Source organism: Formosa agariphila KMM 3901 (assembly GCF_000723205.1).
GTDB lineage: Bacteria > Bacteroidota > Bacteroidia > Flavobacteriales > Flavobacteriaceae > Formosa > Formosa agariphila.
The window spans coordinates 1,670,508-1,688,655 of record NZ_HG315671.1; the positions used below are offsets into that span (position 1 = coordinate 1,670,508).

General features: G+C 32.0%; 16 protein-coding genes. 9 read left to right on the forward strand and 7 right to left on the reverse strand.

Annotated features, from left to right (window positions below; all coding sequences use genetic code 11):
- Window positions 1-102: 102 nt before the first annotated feature.
- Window positions 103-1,359, forward strand: coding sequence for an aminotransferase class I/II-fold pyridoxal phosphate-dependent enzyme (locus tag BN863_RS07135; RefSeq protein ID WP_038529091.1), 1,257 nt, complete (start codon window positions 103-105; stop codon window positions 1,357-1,359).
- A gap of 74 nt (window positions 1,360-1,433) precedes the next feature.
- Here BN863_RS07135 and BN863_RS07140 read toward each other — a convergent pair whose 3' ends face one another.
- Window positions 1,434-2,552: a hypothetical protein gene (locus tag BN863_RS07140; RefSeq protein WP_038529092.1), complete on the reverse strand. Its 1,119-nt coding sequence runs from the start codon at window positions 2,550-2,552 to the stop codon at window positions 1,434-1,436.
- A 70-nt stretch (window positions 2,553-2,622) separates the two neighbouring features.
- Complete coding sequence (locus BN863_RS07145; RefSeq protein WP_051774597.1) at window positions 2,623-3,627, reverse strand: transporter; 1,005 nt, start codon at window positions 3,625-3,627, stop codon at window positions 2,623-2,625.
- A 113-nt stretch (window positions 3,628-3,740) separates the two neighbouring features.
- On the opposite strand from BN863_RS07145, the gene BN863_RS07150 reads away from it, so the two are divergent.
- The 4 genes from BN863_RS07150 to BN863_RS07165 are packed head-to-tail and all read left to right on the forward strand — an operon-like array spanning window position 3,741 to window position 9,222.
- Window positions 3,741-4,019: a DUF4834 family protein gene (locus BN863_RS07150; RefSeq protein WP_038529095.1), complete on the forward strand. Its 279-nt coding sequence runs from the start codon at window positions 3,741-3,743 to the stop codon at window positions 4,017-4,019.
- 29 nt (window positions 4,020-4,048) lie between these two features.
- Complete coding sequence (locus BN863_RS07155) at window positions 4,049-6,469, forward strand: YfhO family protein (RefSeq protein WP_038529097.1); 2,421 nt, start codon at window positions 4,049-4,051, stop codon at window positions 6,467-6,469.
- 12 nt (window positions 6,470-6,481) lie between these two features.
- Window positions 6,482-7,759, forward strand: a complete 1,278-nt coding sequence (locus tag BN863_RS07160; RefSeq protein WP_038529099.1) for a glycosyltransferase family 4 protein — start codon at window positions 6,482-6,484, stop codon at window positions 7,757-7,759.
- Window positions 7,759-9,222, forward strand: coding sequence for a lipopolysaccharide biosynthesis protein (locus tag BN863_RS07165; protein ID WP_038529101.1), 1,464 nt, complete (start codon window positions 7,759-7,761; stop codon window positions 9,220-9,222). Before BN863_RS07160 ends, BN863_RS07165 begins: the two co-directional genes overlap by 1 nt.
- A 75-nt stretch (window positions 9,223-9,297) precedes the next feature.
- Here the strand turns inward: BN863_RS07165 and BN863_RS07170 are convergent, their stop codons facing one another.
- A complete protein-coding gene (locus BN863_RS07170) occupies window positions 9,298-10,398 on the reverse strand; it encodes a hypothetical protein (protein ID WP_038529103.1) in 1,101 nt (366 codons plus the stop codon).
- Window positions 10,399-10,560: 162 nt separating this feature from the next.
- Window positions 10,561-11,136 (reverse strand): NUDIX domain-containing protein, encoded by a 576-nt coding sequence (locus BN863_RS07175; protein ID WP_038529105.1) that lies wholly within the window; start codon window positions 11,134-11,136, stop codon window positions 10,561-10,563.
- A 39-nt stretch (window positions 11,137-11,175) separates the two neighbouring features.
- Here BN863_RS07175 and BN863_RS07180 point away from each other — a divergent pair, with 39 nt between their 5' ends.
- Window positions 11,176-12,198 (forward strand): DUF3667 domain-containing protein, encoded by a 1,023-nt coding sequence (locus BN863_RS07180; protein WP_051774599.1) that lies wholly within the window; start codon window positions 11,176-11,178, stop codon window positions 12,196-12,198.
- An 8-nt stretch (window positions 12,199-12,206) separates the two neighbouring features.
- Here BN863_RS07180 and uvrA read toward each other — a convergent pair whose 3' ends face one another.
- Window positions 12,207-14,990 carry an excinuclease ABC subunit UvrA gene (gene uvrA / locus BN863_RS07185; protein WP_038529107.1) on the reverse strand — a complete coding sequence of 928 codons (2,784 nt, stop codon included), beginning with the start codon at window positions 14,988-14,990 and terminating at the stop codon, window positions 12,207-12,209.
- Between the two features lie 239 nt (window positions 14,991-15,229).
- Here uvrA and BN863_RS07190 point away from each other — a divergent pair, with 239 nt between their 5' ends.
- Window positions 15,230-15,814, forward strand: coding sequence for an RNA polymerase sigma factor (locus BN863_RS07190; protein WP_038529109.1), 585 nt, complete (start codon window positions 15,230-15,232; stop codon window positions 15,812-15,814).
- Window positions 15,815-15,868: 54 nt separating this feature from the next.
- Window positions 15,869-16,009 carry a hypothetical protein gene (locus BN863_RS18600; protein ID WP_169740920.1) on the forward strand — a complete coding sequence of 47 codons (141 nt, stop codon included), beginning with the start codon at window positions 15,869-15,871 and terminating at the stop codon, window positions 16,007-16,009.
- Window positions 16,010-16,031: 22 nt separating this feature from the next.
- On the opposite strand, the gene BN863_RS07195 is transcribed toward BN863_RS18600, so the two are convergent.
- Window positions 16,032-16,691: an endonuclease III domain-containing protein gene (locus BN863_RS07195; RefSeq protein ID WP_038529111.1), complete on the reverse strand. Its 660-nt coding sequence runs from the start codon at window positions 16,689-16,691 to the stop codon at window positions 16,032-16,034.
- A 29-nt stretch (window positions 16,692-16,720) separates the two neighbouring features.
- Between BN863_RS07195 and bcp the strand changes: the two genes are divergently transcribed.
- Window positions 16,721-17,173 carry a thioredoxin-dependent thiol peroxidase gene (bcp, locus tag BN863_RS07200; protein ID WP_038529113.1) on the forward strand — a complete coding sequence of 151 codons (453 nt, stop codon included), beginning with the start codon at window positions 16,721-16,723 and terminating at the stop codon, window positions 17,171-17,173.
- On the opposite strand, the gene BN863_RS07205 is transcribed toward bcp, so the two are convergent.
- Window positions 17,170-18,087 (reverse strand): hypothetical protein, encoded by a 918-nt coding sequence (locus tag BN863_RS07205; RefSeq protein WP_038529115.1) that lies wholly within the window; start codon window positions 18,085-18,087, stop codon window positions 17,170-17,172. The two genes, bcp and BN863_RS07205, sit on opposite strands and share 4 nt — an antisense overlap.
- Window positions 18,088-18,148: the final 61 nt, after the last annotated feature.

Consider the following 18,148-nt stretch of genomic DNA (forward strand, 5'->3'; position numbering starts at 1 on the left):
TTGTGCTTTGTTATTAAGTTTGTTAACAACAGATTGTGAAAATATTATGCTATCATAGCATAAATAGCTATTTTTGCAACAAAATTAAGATTAGTAGCTTACATGAAAGATTTATTTGAAAAAATATATAAGGATAAAGGACCTTTAGGTAAATGGGCATCTCAAGCAGAAGGATATTTTGTATTTCCAAAAATTGAAGGCCAAATTTCTAATAGGATGAAATTCCAAGGTAAGGATGTAATTACTTGGAGTATAAATGATTATTTAGGTTTAGCGAATCACCCAGAAGTAAGGAAAGCAGATGCAGAAGCAGGTGCCGCTTATGGTTCAGCGTATCCTATGGGAGCGAGAATGATGTCGGGACATACTGATCTTCATGAAAAATTACAAAATGAATTAGCTGATTTCGTTAGTAAAGAAGCAGCTTATTTATTAAACTTTGGTTATCAAGGAATGGTATCTACAATTGATGCTTTGGTTTCTAAAGACGATATTATTGTTTACGATGTAGATGCACACGCTTGTATTATTGATGGTGTTCGTTTACATATGGGTAAACGTTTTACTTATAAGCATAACGATATTGAAAGTCTAGAAAAAAACCTTGAACGTGCTACTAAAATGGCTGAACATACTGGAGGAGGGATTTTAGTGATTTCTGAAGGTGTATTTGGAATGCGTGGAGAACAAGGTCGTTTAAAGGAGATTGTAGCTTTAAAAGAAAAATATAATTTCAGATTTTTAGTCGATGATGCTCATGGTTTTGGTACTTTAGGTAAAACAGGTGCTGGAGCAGGAGAAGAGCAAGGAGTTCAAGATGGTATAGATGTATACTTCGCAACGTTTGCTAAATCTTTAGCAAGTACTGGAGCTTTTATTGCGGCAGATCAAGAAATTATTGATTACCTAAAATATAATTTACGCTCTCAAATGTTTGCTAAATCATTGCAAATGCAATTAGTAGCAGGAGCTTTAAAACGTTTAGAAATGCTTAAAACCATGCCTGAACTTAAAGCTAAACTTTGGGAAAACACAAATGCATTACAGTCTGGTTTAAAATCTCGTGGTTTCGATATCGGAACAACACAAAGTTGTGTAACGCCAGTGTATTTAAAAGGTAGTATTCCTGAAGCTATGGCTTTAGTAAAAGATTTACGCGAAAATCACGGAATTTTCTGTTCTATTGTAGTGTATCCTGTAATTCCTAAAGGACTAATTTTATTAAGATTAATTCCTACAGCAACACACGATATTCAAGATGTGAATGAAACATTAGATGCTTTTGAAGCAATTCGCTCACGATTAGAAAATGGAACGTATAAACGTTTATCCGCTTCTGTTGCAGCTGCAATGGAGTAGTAGATAAACTGTTTTACTATATTATATAAAAAATCCGAAACTCTAGAGTTTCGGATTTTTTTTATGTTTTAGAATTAAACTAAATCCTTACGGAAAGTTTTTCTACGCTTATATGTTGTAGCATCAAAATGTTTCCAGATTTGATGTGAAGCGAAATTCTCTTCAAGTTCTGGTGTTCGTATACAATTCTCAACGCCCATAGGTTTTAATGTTTCGTAATATTCATTAAATATAATGGCCGTAACACCTTTGTTTTTATATTTTGGATCAACTCCTATTAAATAAAAAGAAACCGTTTTACATTCTTTCTTGGCTTTTAAAAGGTGAAAAAATCCAAACGGATACAATTTTCCTTTAGCTTTTTGTAGTGCTTCAGCAAATGAAGGCATTACCACTGCAAAAGCGACCATGTTATCATTTTCATCCATCACAAATTTTATAAATTCAGGATTGATAAAGGAGATGAATTTTTTCTTAAAATAAGCTTTCTGTACTTCAGTAATTTCAACAAAAGAAGACAATTCTGAGTAGCTTTTGTTGAATAAATCGAACATCTGATCCACGTAAGGCATCAAATCTTTCGTTTTAGTGAAATTTAACGGACGTAAACCATAACGCTTTTTTACTAAATTATTTACGCGATAAAAGAACTCTGGCTTTACATTCGAGAAAGGGAATTTATTCTCTTGATATTCCTTTTCTTGTACCATGCCTAATTTTGTGAAATGCTCGACATAATACGGATAGTTATACCAAGTTATCATTGAACCAATATGATCGTAACCTTCGGTTAAAGCCCCAACTTTATCAAGGTTAGAAAAACCAATTGGCCCTTCTATATAGTCTAGATTGTTTTGTTTCCCTATGTCGTTGGCTTTATTAAGTAGAGCTTTGGTGACTTCAATATCATCAATCGTATCAAACCATCCAAAACGCACTTTATTATTAGATTGTTTTAGATCTAGCTTGTTTATAATTACAGCAATTCTACCTACAATTTTATTGTTCTTAATAGCAACAAATAAATTAGCATCGGCATCTTGAAATACAGGGTTTACATCTATGTTAAAGACTTCCATTTCTTGCGAAATAATAGGAGGAACCCAATATGGAGACCCTTTGTAAAGTTCGAATGGAAATTTCACAAAATCTTTAAGTTCTTTTTTAGTATGTACTTCTTTAAGTGTAATCATTTAGGGGTGCTGGATTCTATTAGTTTTTAAAGTACGAAAATTGAGGTTTAGAATTATTAATATGGGTGTTTTAATTATCCATATTATATTCTGTAGGAGCAGAATCAGTATCCTGTCCAAAATTATATAATTCTTTTTCGTTTCTATTTTTTTCAGCTTCCTCTCTAGCAGAAGCGCCATCTACTTCTACTTCTTTGTCTTTATGTAAATCGATTCTGTAAGATGCTCCAAAGTTAAAGCTAAACATTGTAGGCGTGTCTTTTACGTTAAAAGTCGCAGAGGCGTCGAATTGTAAATCTTTATTCCATAAATAAGCACCTCCTAATCGAAATAAATCATCTGAATAAAAATTACTTTTAATACCTTGATATTCTCCAAAAGCCACCCATTTTTCTCCAAAACCATGAGTTAAAGTGAAAATATATTGTAAGTCTGATGCATCTAAATCGTTAGCATCTTTCATGCCTATTCTGTTTTTAGATAAATTCATAATAAAAACCCATCCGCTTGCAAAATTATTTTGAGTCATAATTTCTACTTTAGGACTAATACCTTCAACACCTTGTGGTGTGTATGGATTTAGATCTGTATCATAATTTACTCCGGCATAAACCGAAACAGCAGGAATTAAACGTTTCCATTTAAAAGAATGATTCGCTTTATAACTATAAAGGTTGGGTTTGTCTGCTTCAGAATCTTTATACGGATCATAAAGCAAATATTTAGCACCTGCAGACAAATATTTAAAATTAGAACGGCTATAGTCGTTTGAAATGCTGGATCTATTATCGGTATACCTATCGCTTTGAAAGGTACCATCTACAATAATTTCTAAAGGTTCCCATAGTAAACCATAACGTGCTGCAAAATCTACACCACCACCTTTAACATCATATTCTAAGGGTATATGGTCTTCTTTAATATAATAAGGACCAGCTTCTAACTGTATAACATTTACACCTACGGCAAAGGCACTTTTAGACACACCAGGTCTATTAGAGTTAATAACTTCTGTATATTGTCCGAAAACAAAGAGTGGTAAAGTACAAATGATTATAGCAATATAGGTTTTCATGTAGATTGTGATTTGAGGTCTCAGTCATCAAATATAGAGATTTTATATTTTTTTTATCAATTTACAATTCATTTTAAAATATAAGAATTGTATTTTTGTTCAAAATTCTAACTATGCTTCAATACGCTTCGGCGACAGGTTTAATGAGAACGATATTAATAATTTTACTAATTTGGTTTGGTGGGAAGATTCTTTTAAGATTATTCGCTCCTGTTATTATGCAGTTTTTTGTGAAAAAAGCGGAAGAAAAATTCGGTTCCCAATTCAATCCTAACCAACAAAAACGTCAGCAAGCTCCACCAGAGGGGGAAGTTGTTATAGATAAAATACCAAAACAAGAAACTTCAAATAAAAATGTAGGTGAATATGTAGATTACGAAGAAATTGATTAATTTTCGGAATCTAAGTTTAACACATTTTCATGTCATTTTCAGTTAAAAAACTACTACCACATTTCTTAGTACTTATAGGTTTTGTAATTATTTCGTTAGCCTATTTTAGTCCCGTTTTAAAAGGAAAAGAAATTTTTCAGAGCGACATCATGCATTATATTGGGATGTCTAAACAGCAAAAGGATTTTAAGGCTCAAACGGGAGAAGAAACCTATTGGACTAATAGTGCTTTTGGTGGAATGCCAACGTATCAGCTTGGTGCAAAATATCCGCATAACTACATTAAAAAATTAGATTTAACGATTCGGTTTTTACCAAGGCCGGCCGACTATCTATTTCTATATCTTATAGGGTTTTACATTTTGCTTCTGACTTTAAAAGTCAATTTTAAACTCGCGGCTTTAGGAGCCTTGGCATTTGGTTTTTCTACCTATTTAATTATTATACTAGGCGTGGGGCATAATAGTAAAGCACACGCTATTGCTTATATGCCGTTAGTTTTAAGCGGTATTTTACTCACGTTTCAACGCAAATATATTGCAGGATTTCTGTTAACCACAGTGGCGATGGGATTAGAATTGGTGGCTAATCACTACCAAATGACCTATTATTTAATGCTACTGGTCTTAATTTTAGGCGTTGCTTATTTAGTAGATGCGTACCAGAAAAAAGAATTACCAGAGTTTTTTAAAGCTGTAGGTATTTTGTTGGTAGCCGTTATTTTGTCTATCGGATTAAATGCAACCAATATTTTAGCAACTCAGGAATATGTTAAAGAAAGCACACGAGGCCAGAGTGAGTTAACTATAAATGCAGATGGTTCGGCAAAAGCGGTATCTACAGGATTAGATAAAGACTATATTACGGAATATAGTTACGGAAAATTAGAAGCTTTAAACCTATTTATCCCTCGAATATTTGGTGGAGGAAGTCATGAAGATGTAGGTACAGATTCCGAATACTACCAATTTAATTTAAAACGTGGTGCAACACCTGTTCAGGCTAGAGAAATTGTTAAACAAGCACCGACATATTGGGGAATTCAGCCTATTGTTGAAGCGCCTGCCTATGTAGGTGCGGTAATATTATTTTTATTTGTTCTTGGATTATTCTTGGTTAAAGGGCGTTTAAAATGGTGGTTAGTTGGCGGAACGGTGTTGTCATTATTATTATCGTTTGGAAAAAACTTCGGTCTGTTAACCGATTTATTTATCGATTATGTACCGATGTACAATAAGTTTAGGGCAGTAAGTTCTATTCAAATTATTTTAGAATTGTGTATTCCTATATTGGGAGTTTTCGGATTGGTAGAGTTATTTAAACCTTCAGTTTCTGATGACGATAAATTTAAAGCATTTAAATATACTGCAGGAATCACTGCAGGATTGGCTGTGCTTTTATTGCTAGTTAAATCTACATTGTTCGATTTTGTTGGAGGAAACGATGGGTATTATGCTCAGAATTACGGTCCAGAGTTTATTGATGCTATTCGAGCAGATCGTGCATCTATGTTTACTAGCGATACATTAAGAACATTACTCTTTGTGGTGTTGTCGGCAGGATTGGTTTTTCTTTTTATAAAGAAAAAAATGTCTGAAACACTTGTCGTCGTGAGTTTTGCAGTATTGATATTATTTGATTTAATAGGCGTGGATAGACGTTATGTGAATAACGATGACTTTAGATCGTCTAGTCAAATCAATAGACCATTTCAGCCTAATGCAGCAGATTTACAGATTTTAAAAGATACCACCCATTTTAGAGTGTTCGATGTGACTTCTGGTGCAGCACGAGCGTCTTATTTTCATAATTCTTTAAACGGATATCATGCGGCTAAGTTGGGACGTTATAATGAAGTTTTCGATTTTTATATTTCAAAAAACAACATCAACGTGTTAAACATGTTGAATACAAAATACATTATTGCTCAAGACGAAAAAGGCGGATATTTCCCTTATGAGAATACCGATGCAAACGGAAATGCATGGTTTGTTAATCGTGTAGAAACTGTAGAAACTGCCAATCAAGAGATTCAGAAATTAGACAGTTTAAATACGAAACATGTTGCTGTGTCTACTTCAAAAGTTATAAAATATTCTAAAAATGTCATCGATTCTACAGCTTCAATACAAGCTATAACATATAAGCCTAACTATATTAAATATAAATCGAATAATACTCAAAACGGTTTCGCAGTGTTTTCAGAGATTTATTATTCTGAAGGTTGGAATGCATACATCGATAATACATTAGTGCCTCACGAACGCGTAAATTATATTTTAAGAGGTTTAGATATTCCTGCTGGAAATCATACTATAGAATTTAAATTTGAACCTGCTGTTATTAAAAAGGGAAGTACTATTGCGCTAGCAAGTTCGGCTGTTCTTGGTATTTTAATTTTGATTGGATTGTTTTTCGGATTTAAAAAATTATCTTCAACAGAAGATTAATTTCATTTTACAATGAAAAAAAATGTGCTTATCGTTACCTATTACTGGCCACCTGCGGGAGGTCCAGGAGTACAACGTTGGCTAAAATTTGTAAAATACTTACCCGAATTTAATATAAATCCTATTGTTTATATTCCTGAAAATGCTAACTATCCGCTACTTGATCAAAGTTTAATACATGAGATTTCACCAGATATAACCATTTTAAAATCACCTATTAGCGAACCTTATAAGTTTGCAAGGTTGTTATCGGGAAAGAAAGCTAATACAATTAGTAAAGGGATAATTACAGAAACAGGAAAGCAGAGTAAAATGGAACAACTTATGCTTTACATCAGGGGTAATTTTTTTATTCCAGATGCTAGAAAGTCTTGGGTAAAACCATCTGTAGCACTATTAAATAATTATATTACTGAACATAATATTGAAACTGTAATTACTACAGGACCGCCTCACAGTTTGCACTTAATAGGTTTAAAATTAAAAAAGCATTTAAATATAAAATGGATTGCCGATTTTAGGGATCCTTGGACCACGATAGGGTATCATAAAGAACTAAAATTAACTAAATCATCTCAGGCCAAACATAAGCAATTAGAGTCGGAGGTATTGAATTCTGCAGATGCAGTTATTGTAACAAGTAATCCAACTAAAACTGAATTTGAAGCTCTTACAAGTAAACCAATTCATGTAATTACAAATGGCTATGATACTGTAAAAACGGAAGCAATTACTATTGATGAAAAATTTACATTAGCCCATATTGGTTCATTATTATCTAAGCGAAATCCTAAAGTATTATGGCGTGTTTTAAGTGATCTTGTAAAAGCGAGAACAGAATTTGCTCAGGATTTTCAGCTAAACATTATAGGAAGCATTGGGGAAGATGTGCTTCAATCCATTGAAAAATCAGGTTTAAGTACATATGTAAATAATGTTGGTTATGTTTCTCATGAAGAAGCAATTAAATATCAGAAACAATCTCAAATTTTATTATTAATTGAAATTGATTCTGAAGACACTAAATGTATTATTCCTGGAAAGTTATTCGAATACATGGTGTCTAATCGTCCAATTTTGGCAATGGGTCCAGAAGATTCAGATGTAGAAACTATTATAAAAAACACGAATACTGGACAATACTTTTTGTATAACGATTATAACGGATTGAAAAAAGAAATCTTAAAATATTACGAAGCTTTTCAAAACGGGAATTTACAAACTTACCCTATCGGATTACAAAAATACAGTAGGCGTTCGCTTACCGAATCGCTTTCAAAAATACTATAATGGGAGTTGTAATCAATCAATCAATTAAGAATACTATTATAACGTATTTGGGTTTTGGTTTAGGTGCTATAAATACGTTGTTTTTATTTACGCGTTTTTTAAGCGATGAGTATTTTGGTTTAATAACTTTTATATTATCTACAGCAAATATTTTAATGCCTTTAATGGCCTTTGGGGTGAATAATACCATAATAAAATTCTATTCTACTTTTAAAACTCGACATACCCAAAATTCGTTTTTAACTTTAATTCTGTTTTTACCTTTAGTGGTTATTATTCCTTTTGGAACTATTGGATATCTGGCTTTCGATTTTATTAGTAATTGGATTGCTAACGACAACGAGTTGGTTAAAGAATATGTGTGGTTAATTTATATTGCAGCTATAGTGTTTGCATATTTCGAGGTTTATTATTCTTGGGCCAAAGTCCAAATGCAATCGGTATTTGGAAATTTTATGAAAGAAGTTTTCCATAGACTAGGGACTATGGTGCTATTGTTTTTATTATACTTAGATATTGTTTCTGTAGACCAGCTTATTATTTTAATTGTTTTGGTTTACGTGATACGAACCTGTATCATGATGATTTATGCTTTTAGCATAAAACGTCCAGTAATTAAGTTTTCTAAGCTCACTAATGTTTCTGATATATTAAAATACACTTCTTTAATTATCATTGCAGGTTCTGTAGCTAACATTATTCTAGAAATCGATAAGTTTATGATTGGTTTCTATAATATTCTTGAAAACGTAGCGTATTACAGTGTGGCCATTTATATTGCTTCGGTAGTGGGTGTGCCTTCAAGGTCGATGCATCAGATTACAAATCCGTTGACTGCAAAATATCTAAATGAAAAAAACAAAGAGGGATTAGAGGATTTATACAAAAAATCTTCATTGAACTTATTAATAATTAGTGGCTTTATATTCCTACTAATCATACTTAATATCAACGAGTTGTATAAACTAATTCCAGAACAATTTGGAAGTGGAATATTGGTTGTTTTTCTTATTGGTATTGCTAAATTATTCGATAATCTTTTAGGAAATAATAACGCCATTTTGTTTAACAGCGACTACTATAGAATTGTATTAATTCAAGGGATGTTTTTAGCATTGATTTCAGTTTTACTCAATATATATTTTATTCCTCTTTATGGTTTAAATGGAGCAGCTTATGCAACATTTATCTCTGTATTTTTATACAATACCATAAAAATATCTTTTGTTTATAGGAAGTTTAAAATGCTGCCTTTTTCTGAGAATACATTGAAAGTATTTGGGTTAATTACAATAACAGCTTTAATCTTTTATTTTTGGGATTTTCCGTTTCATCCTGTAGTAAATATTGGTTTAAAATCAATAATTATAGGACTGCTGTACGGTGGTATTTGTTATATCTTTAATCTTTCAGAGGATATTACAACCATTTTAAATAACATATTAAAACAGTTTGTAAAATAAGAAGATCCTGAAAGACGCTTTGGGGCGAACTATAGATCAAGACCTTCTGTATATTTGTTTTTTATTAAAGAATGATTAACTACTTTGTCTAGAGTAATTCGATGTTCTAGAACTTGTGTTTTTAGTTCGAGCTTTGGTATTACTAGATGTATTACTTTGTGTATTAGATTTACGTGTAGTAGTCGATTTTGGTTGTGCTTCCCGTCTAGAATTGGTGTTAATCTTTTGTGAATTCTTATTTGTACGAGACGATGTAGTGTTCGAATTAGTAGTATTAGACTGTTGCACACGTGGCGTTCTAGAGTTTGCTGTATTATTAGAATACGCTTTGTTAGAAGTTGACCTCGTACTTGTTCTCGTATTCGCTGCTGTATTTTTTGTGTTAGCGTTATTAGAACGTGAACTGCTTGTAACTGTATTTCGGGTATTATAATTATTAGTTCTAGACCTGCTATTTACTGCAGTTGTTCTAGTGGAATAACTTGGCCTTGTAGTTGTTGCTGTATTTGTATTAGATTGAGTGTTTCTTCGGTAGGTGTTAGAATTATAAGTTCTGCTTACTACTGGTCGACTGTTGTTTCTATAAGGTTTTGTATAAGAACGTCTTACAGGACGATAATTTTTTCTATAAGGTTTGTTATAGACTACCGAATAATTTGGTCTTGGAATTTGATAATAACTGTGCCAAGGTTTATACATATACCCCATATTACGAGGATTTATATACCCAGAAAAATGAGTATAGACATAGTTATTATAGTATATATTCATATTACCAATATGGGAAACTAAACCATAAGCATTGTAATTAATAACCACATGTCCAGCTTGTGCAATTCTTCCATAGTTATCGTAATAAATTGGGATATTCTGAATTTGAATTATAGCTCCGTATTCATCGTATTGTACATATGGATTGTAATTATATCCAGTGTTAAAACTAAATTGAACATTTGGAGAATTAAAAACAATATTCGTTGAGTTATTAACACCTTGCATGTAAAAGTCGAACTGACCATCTTGAAAAATAGAGAACTCTACATCTTGTTCAATGAATATAAAAGATTTGAGCTCGTTATAATGTAAAGATGTAACTTCTGAATTCTTATATATAGAAGCCTGAGTCGCCGGTATAGCTAATAGGAATACGAATAGGAGAGTAAAAATTGATTTCATAGCATCAGTTTTTGATTAACATTGAATGAAATACAAACAACGTGCCATAAACCAAAACAATTTTGAATTTTAATTAAAGAAATCTAAATTTCGATGTCGATACTGTATAGAAATTAATTAGTTTATACGATTTTATTAATACAATTAATAGAATGTTTATCTCTAGAATTTATTTAAAAGCATCCATTGTAAACCGATAATGGTTTTAGCATCTTTAAAAGCATTTGCATATAATTTAGCTTTAATTTCTGAAATAGGAATTTTAATTAACTGAATATCTTCTTGTTCAGCATCTAATCCACCTCCTTTAAAAATTTTATCTGTAGAATTCACTTCAGCATAGAATGCATTCACTTTTTCCGAACTTCCGCCTGGAGAAGCAAAATATTCGCCAATAAATTCCATAGTATTAACTTGATAACCAATTTCTTCAGCAATTTCACGTTTTGCGCATTCCATTGGGTCTTCATCATCTTCCATACAGCCCGCAACGATTTCTAAAAGCCAACCATCAAAATTGTTATGCATAATTGTAGGGTATCGAAACTGATTTACCAATAAAATAGTATCTGTATCTTTTTCAACCAAAACAACAGCTATAGCACTTCCACGGTCTAGACATTCTCTAACAACTTCTACTTGTTCGTCGCTATTAAATGTATCATGAGTAATTGTAGCTTTTTTTACAGTAAAAAATTCTTTGTAAACGATGTCTTCTTTAATAATGCTATACTTCATAGTTGATTCTTATAAGAGGCTAAGGTAATTAATTAAAACATGTATAAAAAAGTTACTTATCTTCACTTTTTAGATTTTTTAATTCCGTTTATGAGTAAAACCTGTAAAAACTGCGATTTTAGTTTTGATGAAACATTTAATTATTGCCCCAATTGTGGGCAGAATTACCATGAAAAATTAACGGTTAATGATATTTTTATAAATACGATTAACAATTATTTTTCTGTAGATGCTCGCTTTTTTAAAAGCTTTTTTCCGTTGCTATTTAAACCTGGGTTTTTAGCTTTACAATTTGTGGAGGGTAAACGATTAAAATATTTAAATCCCGCTCAGTTTTATTTATTTGCCAGTGTGGTGTTTTTCTTTTTGTTTTCTTTTCATGTAAATAAAGAAGAAGCACGCATAGATGCTGAAGTCAATCAAAATTTTAAAAATTTAAAAGCTCATATAGAAAAAGATTCTTTAAATCTAAATGAAGAAGATATTAAAAATCTTGAAATGCAATTTATTAATGGTGAAAAAACAAATATTAATCGGTCTACCTTAGATTCGTTAGTACAAGTAGGAGCGTCTGGTGATCAAGTTTTAGAAGCTTTTGGGGTAGATTCTAATGAGAGTGCTATCAGTAAAAAGTTTTACAAGCAAATGTTTAAACTTTATAAACACAGAAGTAGTACTCCACTAATAGACACCTTTTATAATTATGTTCCTATTTCATTATTCGTGTTACTACCTATATTTGCGTTCTTTTTACATATGATGCATTATAGAAAAAGACAGTATGCCGAACATTTGGTATTTAGCCTATACTATTTTGCTTTTCTATTTATGTTGTTTAGCTTTTTTACTGTCGCTCACTTTTTGTTTGAAATGCCTTCATTTTCAAAACAACTTATATTAATACTAAGTTTTGTGTACTTCTATTTTGCAATCCGTAAATTTTATAAATCTAGAAAAAGAACAAGCCTTGCAAAGGCGGCAATAATTTCAGTTGTGTTTATAGCTTTAATTATTCCAGTAGCCTTGGCTATTATAGGTACAGCGGCGTTTCTGTTTTATTAATATGTATTTTAAATTTTATCTTTTAAGTATTTTGCAGTTACGCTATTCTTATTTTTAACGAGTTCTTCTGGAGTTCCAAAAGCAACAATTTCGCCACCATATTCACCGCCACCAGGACCAAGATCTATAATATAATCGGCGCATTTTATAAGTTCTAAATTATGCTCTACAACAATTATAGAGTGTCCTTTTTCAATTAATGCTCTAAAGGATTTTAAAAGTTTCTGAATATCATGAAAATGTAATCCTGTTGTAGGCTCATCGAAAATGAATAAGGCTTTTTCTTTAGTGTTTCCTTTGCCTAAAAAAGTTGCCAACTTAATACGTTGTGCTTCTCCTCCAGAAAGGGTAGAAGAGCTTTGACCCAAAGTTACATATCCTAAACCAACATCTTGAAGTGGTTGTAACTTATTCTTTATTTTGGTTTCCTTATATAAATCGAAAAATGCAATCGCATCATCTATAGTCATATTTAAAATATCGTCTATAGATTTATCCTGAAACGTTACTTCTAAGACTTCTTTTTTAAAACGCTTTCCGTTGCAAGTTTCACATTGTAAATGCACATCTGCCATAAATTGCATCTCTATAGTAACTTCACCTTCTCCTTTACAGGTTTCACAACGTCCGCCATCTACATTAAAAGAAAAATGCTTGGCTTTATAATCACGTATTTTACTTAGTTTTTGGTTGGCATATAAGTTTCTAATATCGTCGTATGCCTTAACATAGGTTACAGGATTAGAACGAGACGAACGACCAATAGGATTTTGATCAATAAACTCTATGTTTTTTATAGTACTATAATTCCCTTTTAATTCTGAAAATTGTCCAGGTTTGTCTCCGAATCCTGTTAGTTCTTTTTGAATGGCAGGATACAAGATTTTTTTAACCAATGTACTTTTTCCACTTCCAGATACCCCCGTTACTACGGTAAGCATATTTAAAGGAAATACAGCATTTACATTTTTTAGATTATGTTCGCGGGCACCAAAAATTTCTATTTGATATTTTGAAGTTAGACGTTTTTTAGGCACCTTAATTTCCATATCACCATTTAGATATTTGGCCGTTAAAGATTCCGAATTTAATATATCTTGATAGGTTCCTGTAGCAACAACTTCACCTCCAAATGTACCGGCTTCAGGTCCGATATCTATAATTTCGTCAGCAGCTTGCATGATGTCTTCGTCGTGTTCTACTACAATAACAGTGTTTCCTAAATCGCGTAAGGCTTTTAAAACGCCAATTAAGCGTTCAGTATCTTTTGGGTGCAATCCAATACTTGGTTCATCTAGTATATACATAGACCCAACCAAACTACTTCCTAAAGATGTGGCTAAATTTATACGCTGACTTTCACCACCAGACAAGGTGTTAGAACGTCTGTTAAGCGTTAAATAATTTAAGCCGACATTCGATAAAAATTCTAAACGACTATTGATTTCTTTCAATAATCGATTTGAAATTTTTGTGTCATTTTCATTCAGTTCTAGCTGACCAAAAAAAGCTGCTAATTTATCTAAAGGTAATTCTACTAAATCGGTAATGGTTTTTCCTCCAATTTTAACGTAATTCGCTTCAATACGTAAACGTTTCCCTTGGCACGTTTTACATTTTGTTTTTCCGCGATAGCGAGAAAGCATAACACGGTTCTGAATTTTATAAGCTTTAGCTTCTAATTCGGCAAAGAAACTCGATAAACCTTCAAAATACTGATTTCCATTCCAAACGAGTTGTTTCTGGGCATCAGTCAATTCAAAATAAGGTTTATGAATTGGGAAGTTGAATTTATGAGAGTTATTAACCAATTGGTCTCTGTACCAACTCATACTTTCGCCTCGCCATGGGAAAATTGCATTTTCAAAAACGGAAAGTGCTGTATTAGGTACTACTAAATCATCGTCTATACCTACAACATCGCCATAACCCTCGCAAGTAGGACAAGCACCATAAGGGTTATTAAAGCTAAATAAATGGACATTGGGTTCTAAAAATGTAATGCCATCTAATTCATAATTATTACTAAAGGTACGTGTTGTATTGTCACTTAAAGCTTGAATAGAACAGGTTCCTTTTCCTTCGTAAAAAGCGGTTTGCACAGCATCGGCTAATCGATTAAAGAAATCTTCATTATCTCTAAAAATAATACGATCTACAACCAGTTCTATAGTTTCTACTTTGGCATCGTCAGGAGCATCTTCAATACGTAGAACATTATCGTCAATTTTAATTCTAGCGTAACCTTGTTGCTTTAAAGCATTCAATTTATCTTTTAATTCTCTACCTTCTTCAAGAATAATTGGGGCAAGGAGTAATAATTTGTCACCATCTTGAAATGTTTTTACATACGAGATTACATCGGAAACGGTATCTTTTTTTACTTCATGACCTGAAACAGGGGAGTAGGTGCGACCAATTCTAGCAAATAACAATTTTAAGTAATCGTAAATTTCTGTTGTAGTTCCAACTGTAGACCTCGGATTGGTAGAGTTCACTTTTTGCTCTATGGCAATGGCTGGAGCTATACCTTTTATATAATCTACTTTTGGCTTATTAAGTCGGCCTAAAAATTGTCTAGCATAACTAGATAAGCTTTCAACATAACGACGTTGACCTTCTGCATACAAAGTGTCGAAAGCTAAACTTGATTTTCCAGATCCAGAAAGACCTGTAATTACAACAAGTTTGTTTCTAGGAATTACGACATCTATATTTTTCAAGTTGTGCAATTTTGCACCTTTAATAATGATGTTTTGTTTAGGGTTTACTTCAGAAAGATTAATACTCATAGCGTCTTTTAGGTCTAGTTTTCAAAGATAACATAAGTATTTCAGCTAAGAAAGTAGAATGTTGTCCTTTAAAATGTTAAAAAAAATATAAATAATATTTTGTGATTTGTATAAGAATATTTATATATTTGACCAAATAATTCAAACAAAATACAGCCTATACTGCACCTTTACTTTTAAAACATTTTAACCCAAGTACAGAAGATTAACACCCTTCCTTGTCTTAAAAGTAATTGACTATGCAAAAAGAACTTATCACCGACGCTGTGTTAGTAAGCAACTATATTAAAGGAAACGAACAGGCTTTAGAAACCCTTATTATAAGGCATAAGCAAAAGATTTATAGCTTTATTTATTCTAAAGTATACGATAGGGATGTGGCTGAAGATATTTTTCAGGACACGTTTATAAAAGTTATAAATACTCTTAAAATGGGGAATTATAACGAAGAAGGTAAATTTATTCCTTGGGTTATGCGCATCTCTCACAACCTTGTTATAGATTATTTTAGAAAAAACAACCGCATGCCTAAATTCGATAATTCTGGTGAATTTAGTATTTTTTCAATTTTAAGTGATTCGTCTTTAAATGCAGAGAAACAAATTATTAAAGATCAAGTAGAATTAGACGTAAGACGCTTAATTGACGAACTACCTGAAGATCAAAAAGAAGTGATTTTGATGCGCATGTATAACGATATGAGTTTTAAAGAAATTTCGGATAAAACAGGGGTAAGTATAAACACAGCACTAGGTAGAATGCGTTATGCACTAATTAATATGCGGAAATTGATTGAAAAAAATAATATGGTTTTAACAAATTAGTATAATAAACACATTTAAATGCCGTTATAATATTAATAACTTAAAATATTATACATGGATAAACTCTACCCTAAGACTACAAGTCAAATTAAATTAGCACCAAAAAAAGAAACTTTAAAGTTTCTGTTAGATTATTCTAAAGCATTAAAAGTTATAGATGTTAAAACCGAAAAGTTTAAAGTTATTTTAAACTAAAAACAAAAAAGTCCTGATTTAATTAGGACTTTTTTGTTTTGTAATAGTTATCTATTACAGTTTTTCTACCAATTGTTTTTGTAATAATATCTTTATCTAAATCCCAGCCTCGTGCTGGTGAAAATTGACGTCCATACCAAATTATTTGTAAATGTAAATCGTTCCATAATTCTTCTGGAAATAAACGTTTGGCATCTTTTTCGGTTTGTACCACATTTTTTCCACTACTTAAATTCCACCGATACATGAGTCTCTGAATATGTGTATCTACAGGAAAAGCCGGAATTCCGTAGGCTTGAGATAAAACTACAGCTGCTGTTTTATGTCCAACAGCAGGTAATTCTTCTAATGCTTCATAAGTTCTAGGCACTTCACCATTATGTTTATCAATTAAAATCTGCGACAATCCATGAATCCCTTTACTTTTCATAGGAGATAAGCCAACGGGTCTAATTATATCTCGAATTTCATCAACAGTAAGTTTTACCATGTCGTACGGGTTATCTGCTTTTTCAAATAAAAGCGGTGTAATCTGGTTTACACGAACGTCTGTACTTTGTGCCGACATTAAAACGGCAATTAATAATGTATATGGGTCTTTATGATCTAAAGGAATTGGAATTTCAGGATATAAATCTTTTAGGGTATTTATAACAAACTCTACTTTTTCTTGTTTAGTCATTATTGTATTTTTGAATAAATTATAATATTATGACAACTTTAAAAATAGGAGATAAGGCTCCAGATTTTTCTGCCAAAGATCAAGATGGCAATATAATTTCTTTAAATGATTATAAAGGTAAAAAATTAGTGATTTTTTTCTATCCAAAAGCGAGTACACCTGGTTGTACAGTAGAAGCTTGTAATCTTAGAGATAATTTTGAACGTTTTAAAGCGTTAAATTACGAAATTCTTGGTGTAAGCGCTGATAGTGAAAAACGTCAGACAAATTTTAGAAACAAACACAAATTTCAATATCCGTTATTGGCAGACGACGACAAGACGGTTATTAATGCATTTGGAATTTGGGGACCTAAAAAGTTTATGGGTCGTGAGTACGATGGTATTCACAGAACTACATTTGTAATTAATGAAGAAGGTGTTATTGAAGACATCATCTTAAAAGTAAAAACAAAAGCACACGCCGAACAAATTTTAGATTAAAACTCTGGTGTTACATAACGCTCATCTTGAGTAGAGCTATCATCTAAAGTTCCTAAATTAAATATATCTTGACTCACACCGGGCAATTGAATGTTGGTTAAAATTGTACTAACCTCGTAAGATTGCTCAATGGTGTGTTGTCTATATGCCGTTGCTGGTACAGTATTGGCAACTTCCGGATTTAAATAATCGGCACCTACACTACTAAATGTAATATCGTTTGCTGGATTTTGATCCTGACTTTTATTTTCTTCATCTCGCGTTAATACTCCGTCTCCATCATCATCATCATCTAAATAATCAGGAATACCATCAGCATCAGTATCTAAAGAATTTACAAAACCTTCTCCATCTATATAATTAGGAGATTCACTACTGGTTTTTATATTATCGCCATCGTCATCATCGTCTAAATAGTCTGGAATACCATCGCCATCCGTATCTGTCGGGTTGGTACTTGGGTCGTTGTCTCCATCTAAATTTTCATCTTCAACATCTGCAGGAATGCCATCATTATCATCTTCAGTCAATATTGTAGTAATAGTAGCCACACCAGATGTACTCTCTAAATCGCTAATAATTGTAACATCTGAAGGCGGTACGTCGTTACAGAAAAAATCATCTGGATCGGCGTTATAAGATCTGTAATTAAATGGGTTAGAAGAGCTAATATCTATTGTTGTAACCAGTGTATTATCTTCTCCAACTTCTAATAAATCCTCTAGTGTAAGTGCTGGAGATGTAATTTGTAAGGACAAAGACTCATAAGGATCAGATTCTATATTGTAGAATACCAATTCGCCACAACTTTCGTAGGTATAATCAAAATCAAAATCAACTATAATAATATCGCCATCATCACAAGATAAAAATGTGAAAAGACTTAGAAAAATAATGAATGATAACTTACGCATAGAAATGTATTTAATCGCAAAAATAATGATTTGACAAATTATAACTAGACTTATTGAAAAT

What these genes read in the sequence shown, in the direction of transcription:
- BN863_RS07205 (WP_038529115.1), bottom strand. Translation starts at nt 18,087, where the DNA reads ATGCGTAAGTTATCATTCATTATTTTTCTAAGTCTTTTCACATTTTTA.
- BN863_RS07165 (WP_038529101.1), top strand. Translation starts at nt 7,759, where the DNA reads ATGGGAGTTGTAATCAATCAATCAATTAAGAATACTATTATAACGTAT.
- BN863_RS18600 (WP_169740920.1), top strand. Translation starts at nt 15,869, where the DNA reads ATGGATAAACTCTACCCTAAGACTACAAGTCAAATTAAATTAGCACCA.
- BN863_RS07190 (WP_038529109.1), top strand. Translation starts at nt 15,230, where the DNA reads ATGCAAAAAGAACTTATCACCGACGCTGTGTTAGTAAGCAACTATATT.
- BN863_RS07155 (WP_038529097.1), top strand. Translation starts at nt 4,049, where the DNA reads ATGTCATTTTCAGTTAAAAAACTACTACCACATTTCTTAGTACTTATA.
- bcp (WP_038529113.1), top strand. Translation starts at nt 16,721, where the DNA reads ATGACAACTTTAAAAATAGGAGATAAGGCTCCAGATTTTTCTGCCAAA.
- BN863_RS07160 (WP_038529099.1), top strand. Translation starts at nt 6,482, where the DNA reads ATGAAAAAAAATGTGCTTATCGTTACCTATTACTGGCCACCTGCGGGA.
- BN863_RS07150 (WP_038529095.1), top strand. Translation starts at nt 3,741, where the DNA reads ATGCTTCAATACGCTTCGGCGACAGGTTTAATGAGAACGATATTAATA.
- BN863_RS07145 (WP_051774597.1), bottom strand. Translation starts at nt 3,627, where the DNA reads ATGAAAACCTATATTGCTATAATCATTTGTACTTTACCACTCTTTGTT.
- BN863_RS07175 (WP_038529105.1), bottom strand. Translation starts at nt 11,136, where the DNA reads ATGAAGTATAGCATTATTAAAGAAGACATCGTTTACAAAGAATTTTTT.
- BN863_RS07140 (WP_038529092.1), bottom strand. Translation starts at nt 2,552, where the DNA reads ATGATTACACTTAAAGAAGTACATACTAAAAAAGAACTTAAAGATTTT.
- BN863_RS07135 (WP_038529091.1), top strand. Translation starts at nt 103, where the DNA reads ATGAAAGATTTATTTGAAAAAATATATAAGGATAAAGGACCTTTAGGT.
- uvrA (WP_038529107.1), bottom strand. Translation starts at nt 14,990, where the DNA reads ATGAGTATTAATCTTTCTGAAGTAAACCCTAAACAAAACATCATTATT.
- BN863_RS07170 (WP_038529103.1), bottom strand. Translation starts at nt 10,398, where the DNA reads ATGAAATCAATTTTTACTCTCCTATTCGTATTCCTATTAGCTATACCG.
- BN863_RS07195 (WP_038529111.1), bottom strand. Translation starts at nt 16,691, where the DNA reads ATGACTAAACAAGAAAAAGTAGAGTTTGTTATAAATACCCTAAAAGAT.
- BN863_RS07180 (WP_051774599.1), top strand. Translation starts at nt 11,176, where the DNA reads ATGTATAAAAAAGTTACTTATCTTCACTTTTTAGATTTTTTAATTCCG.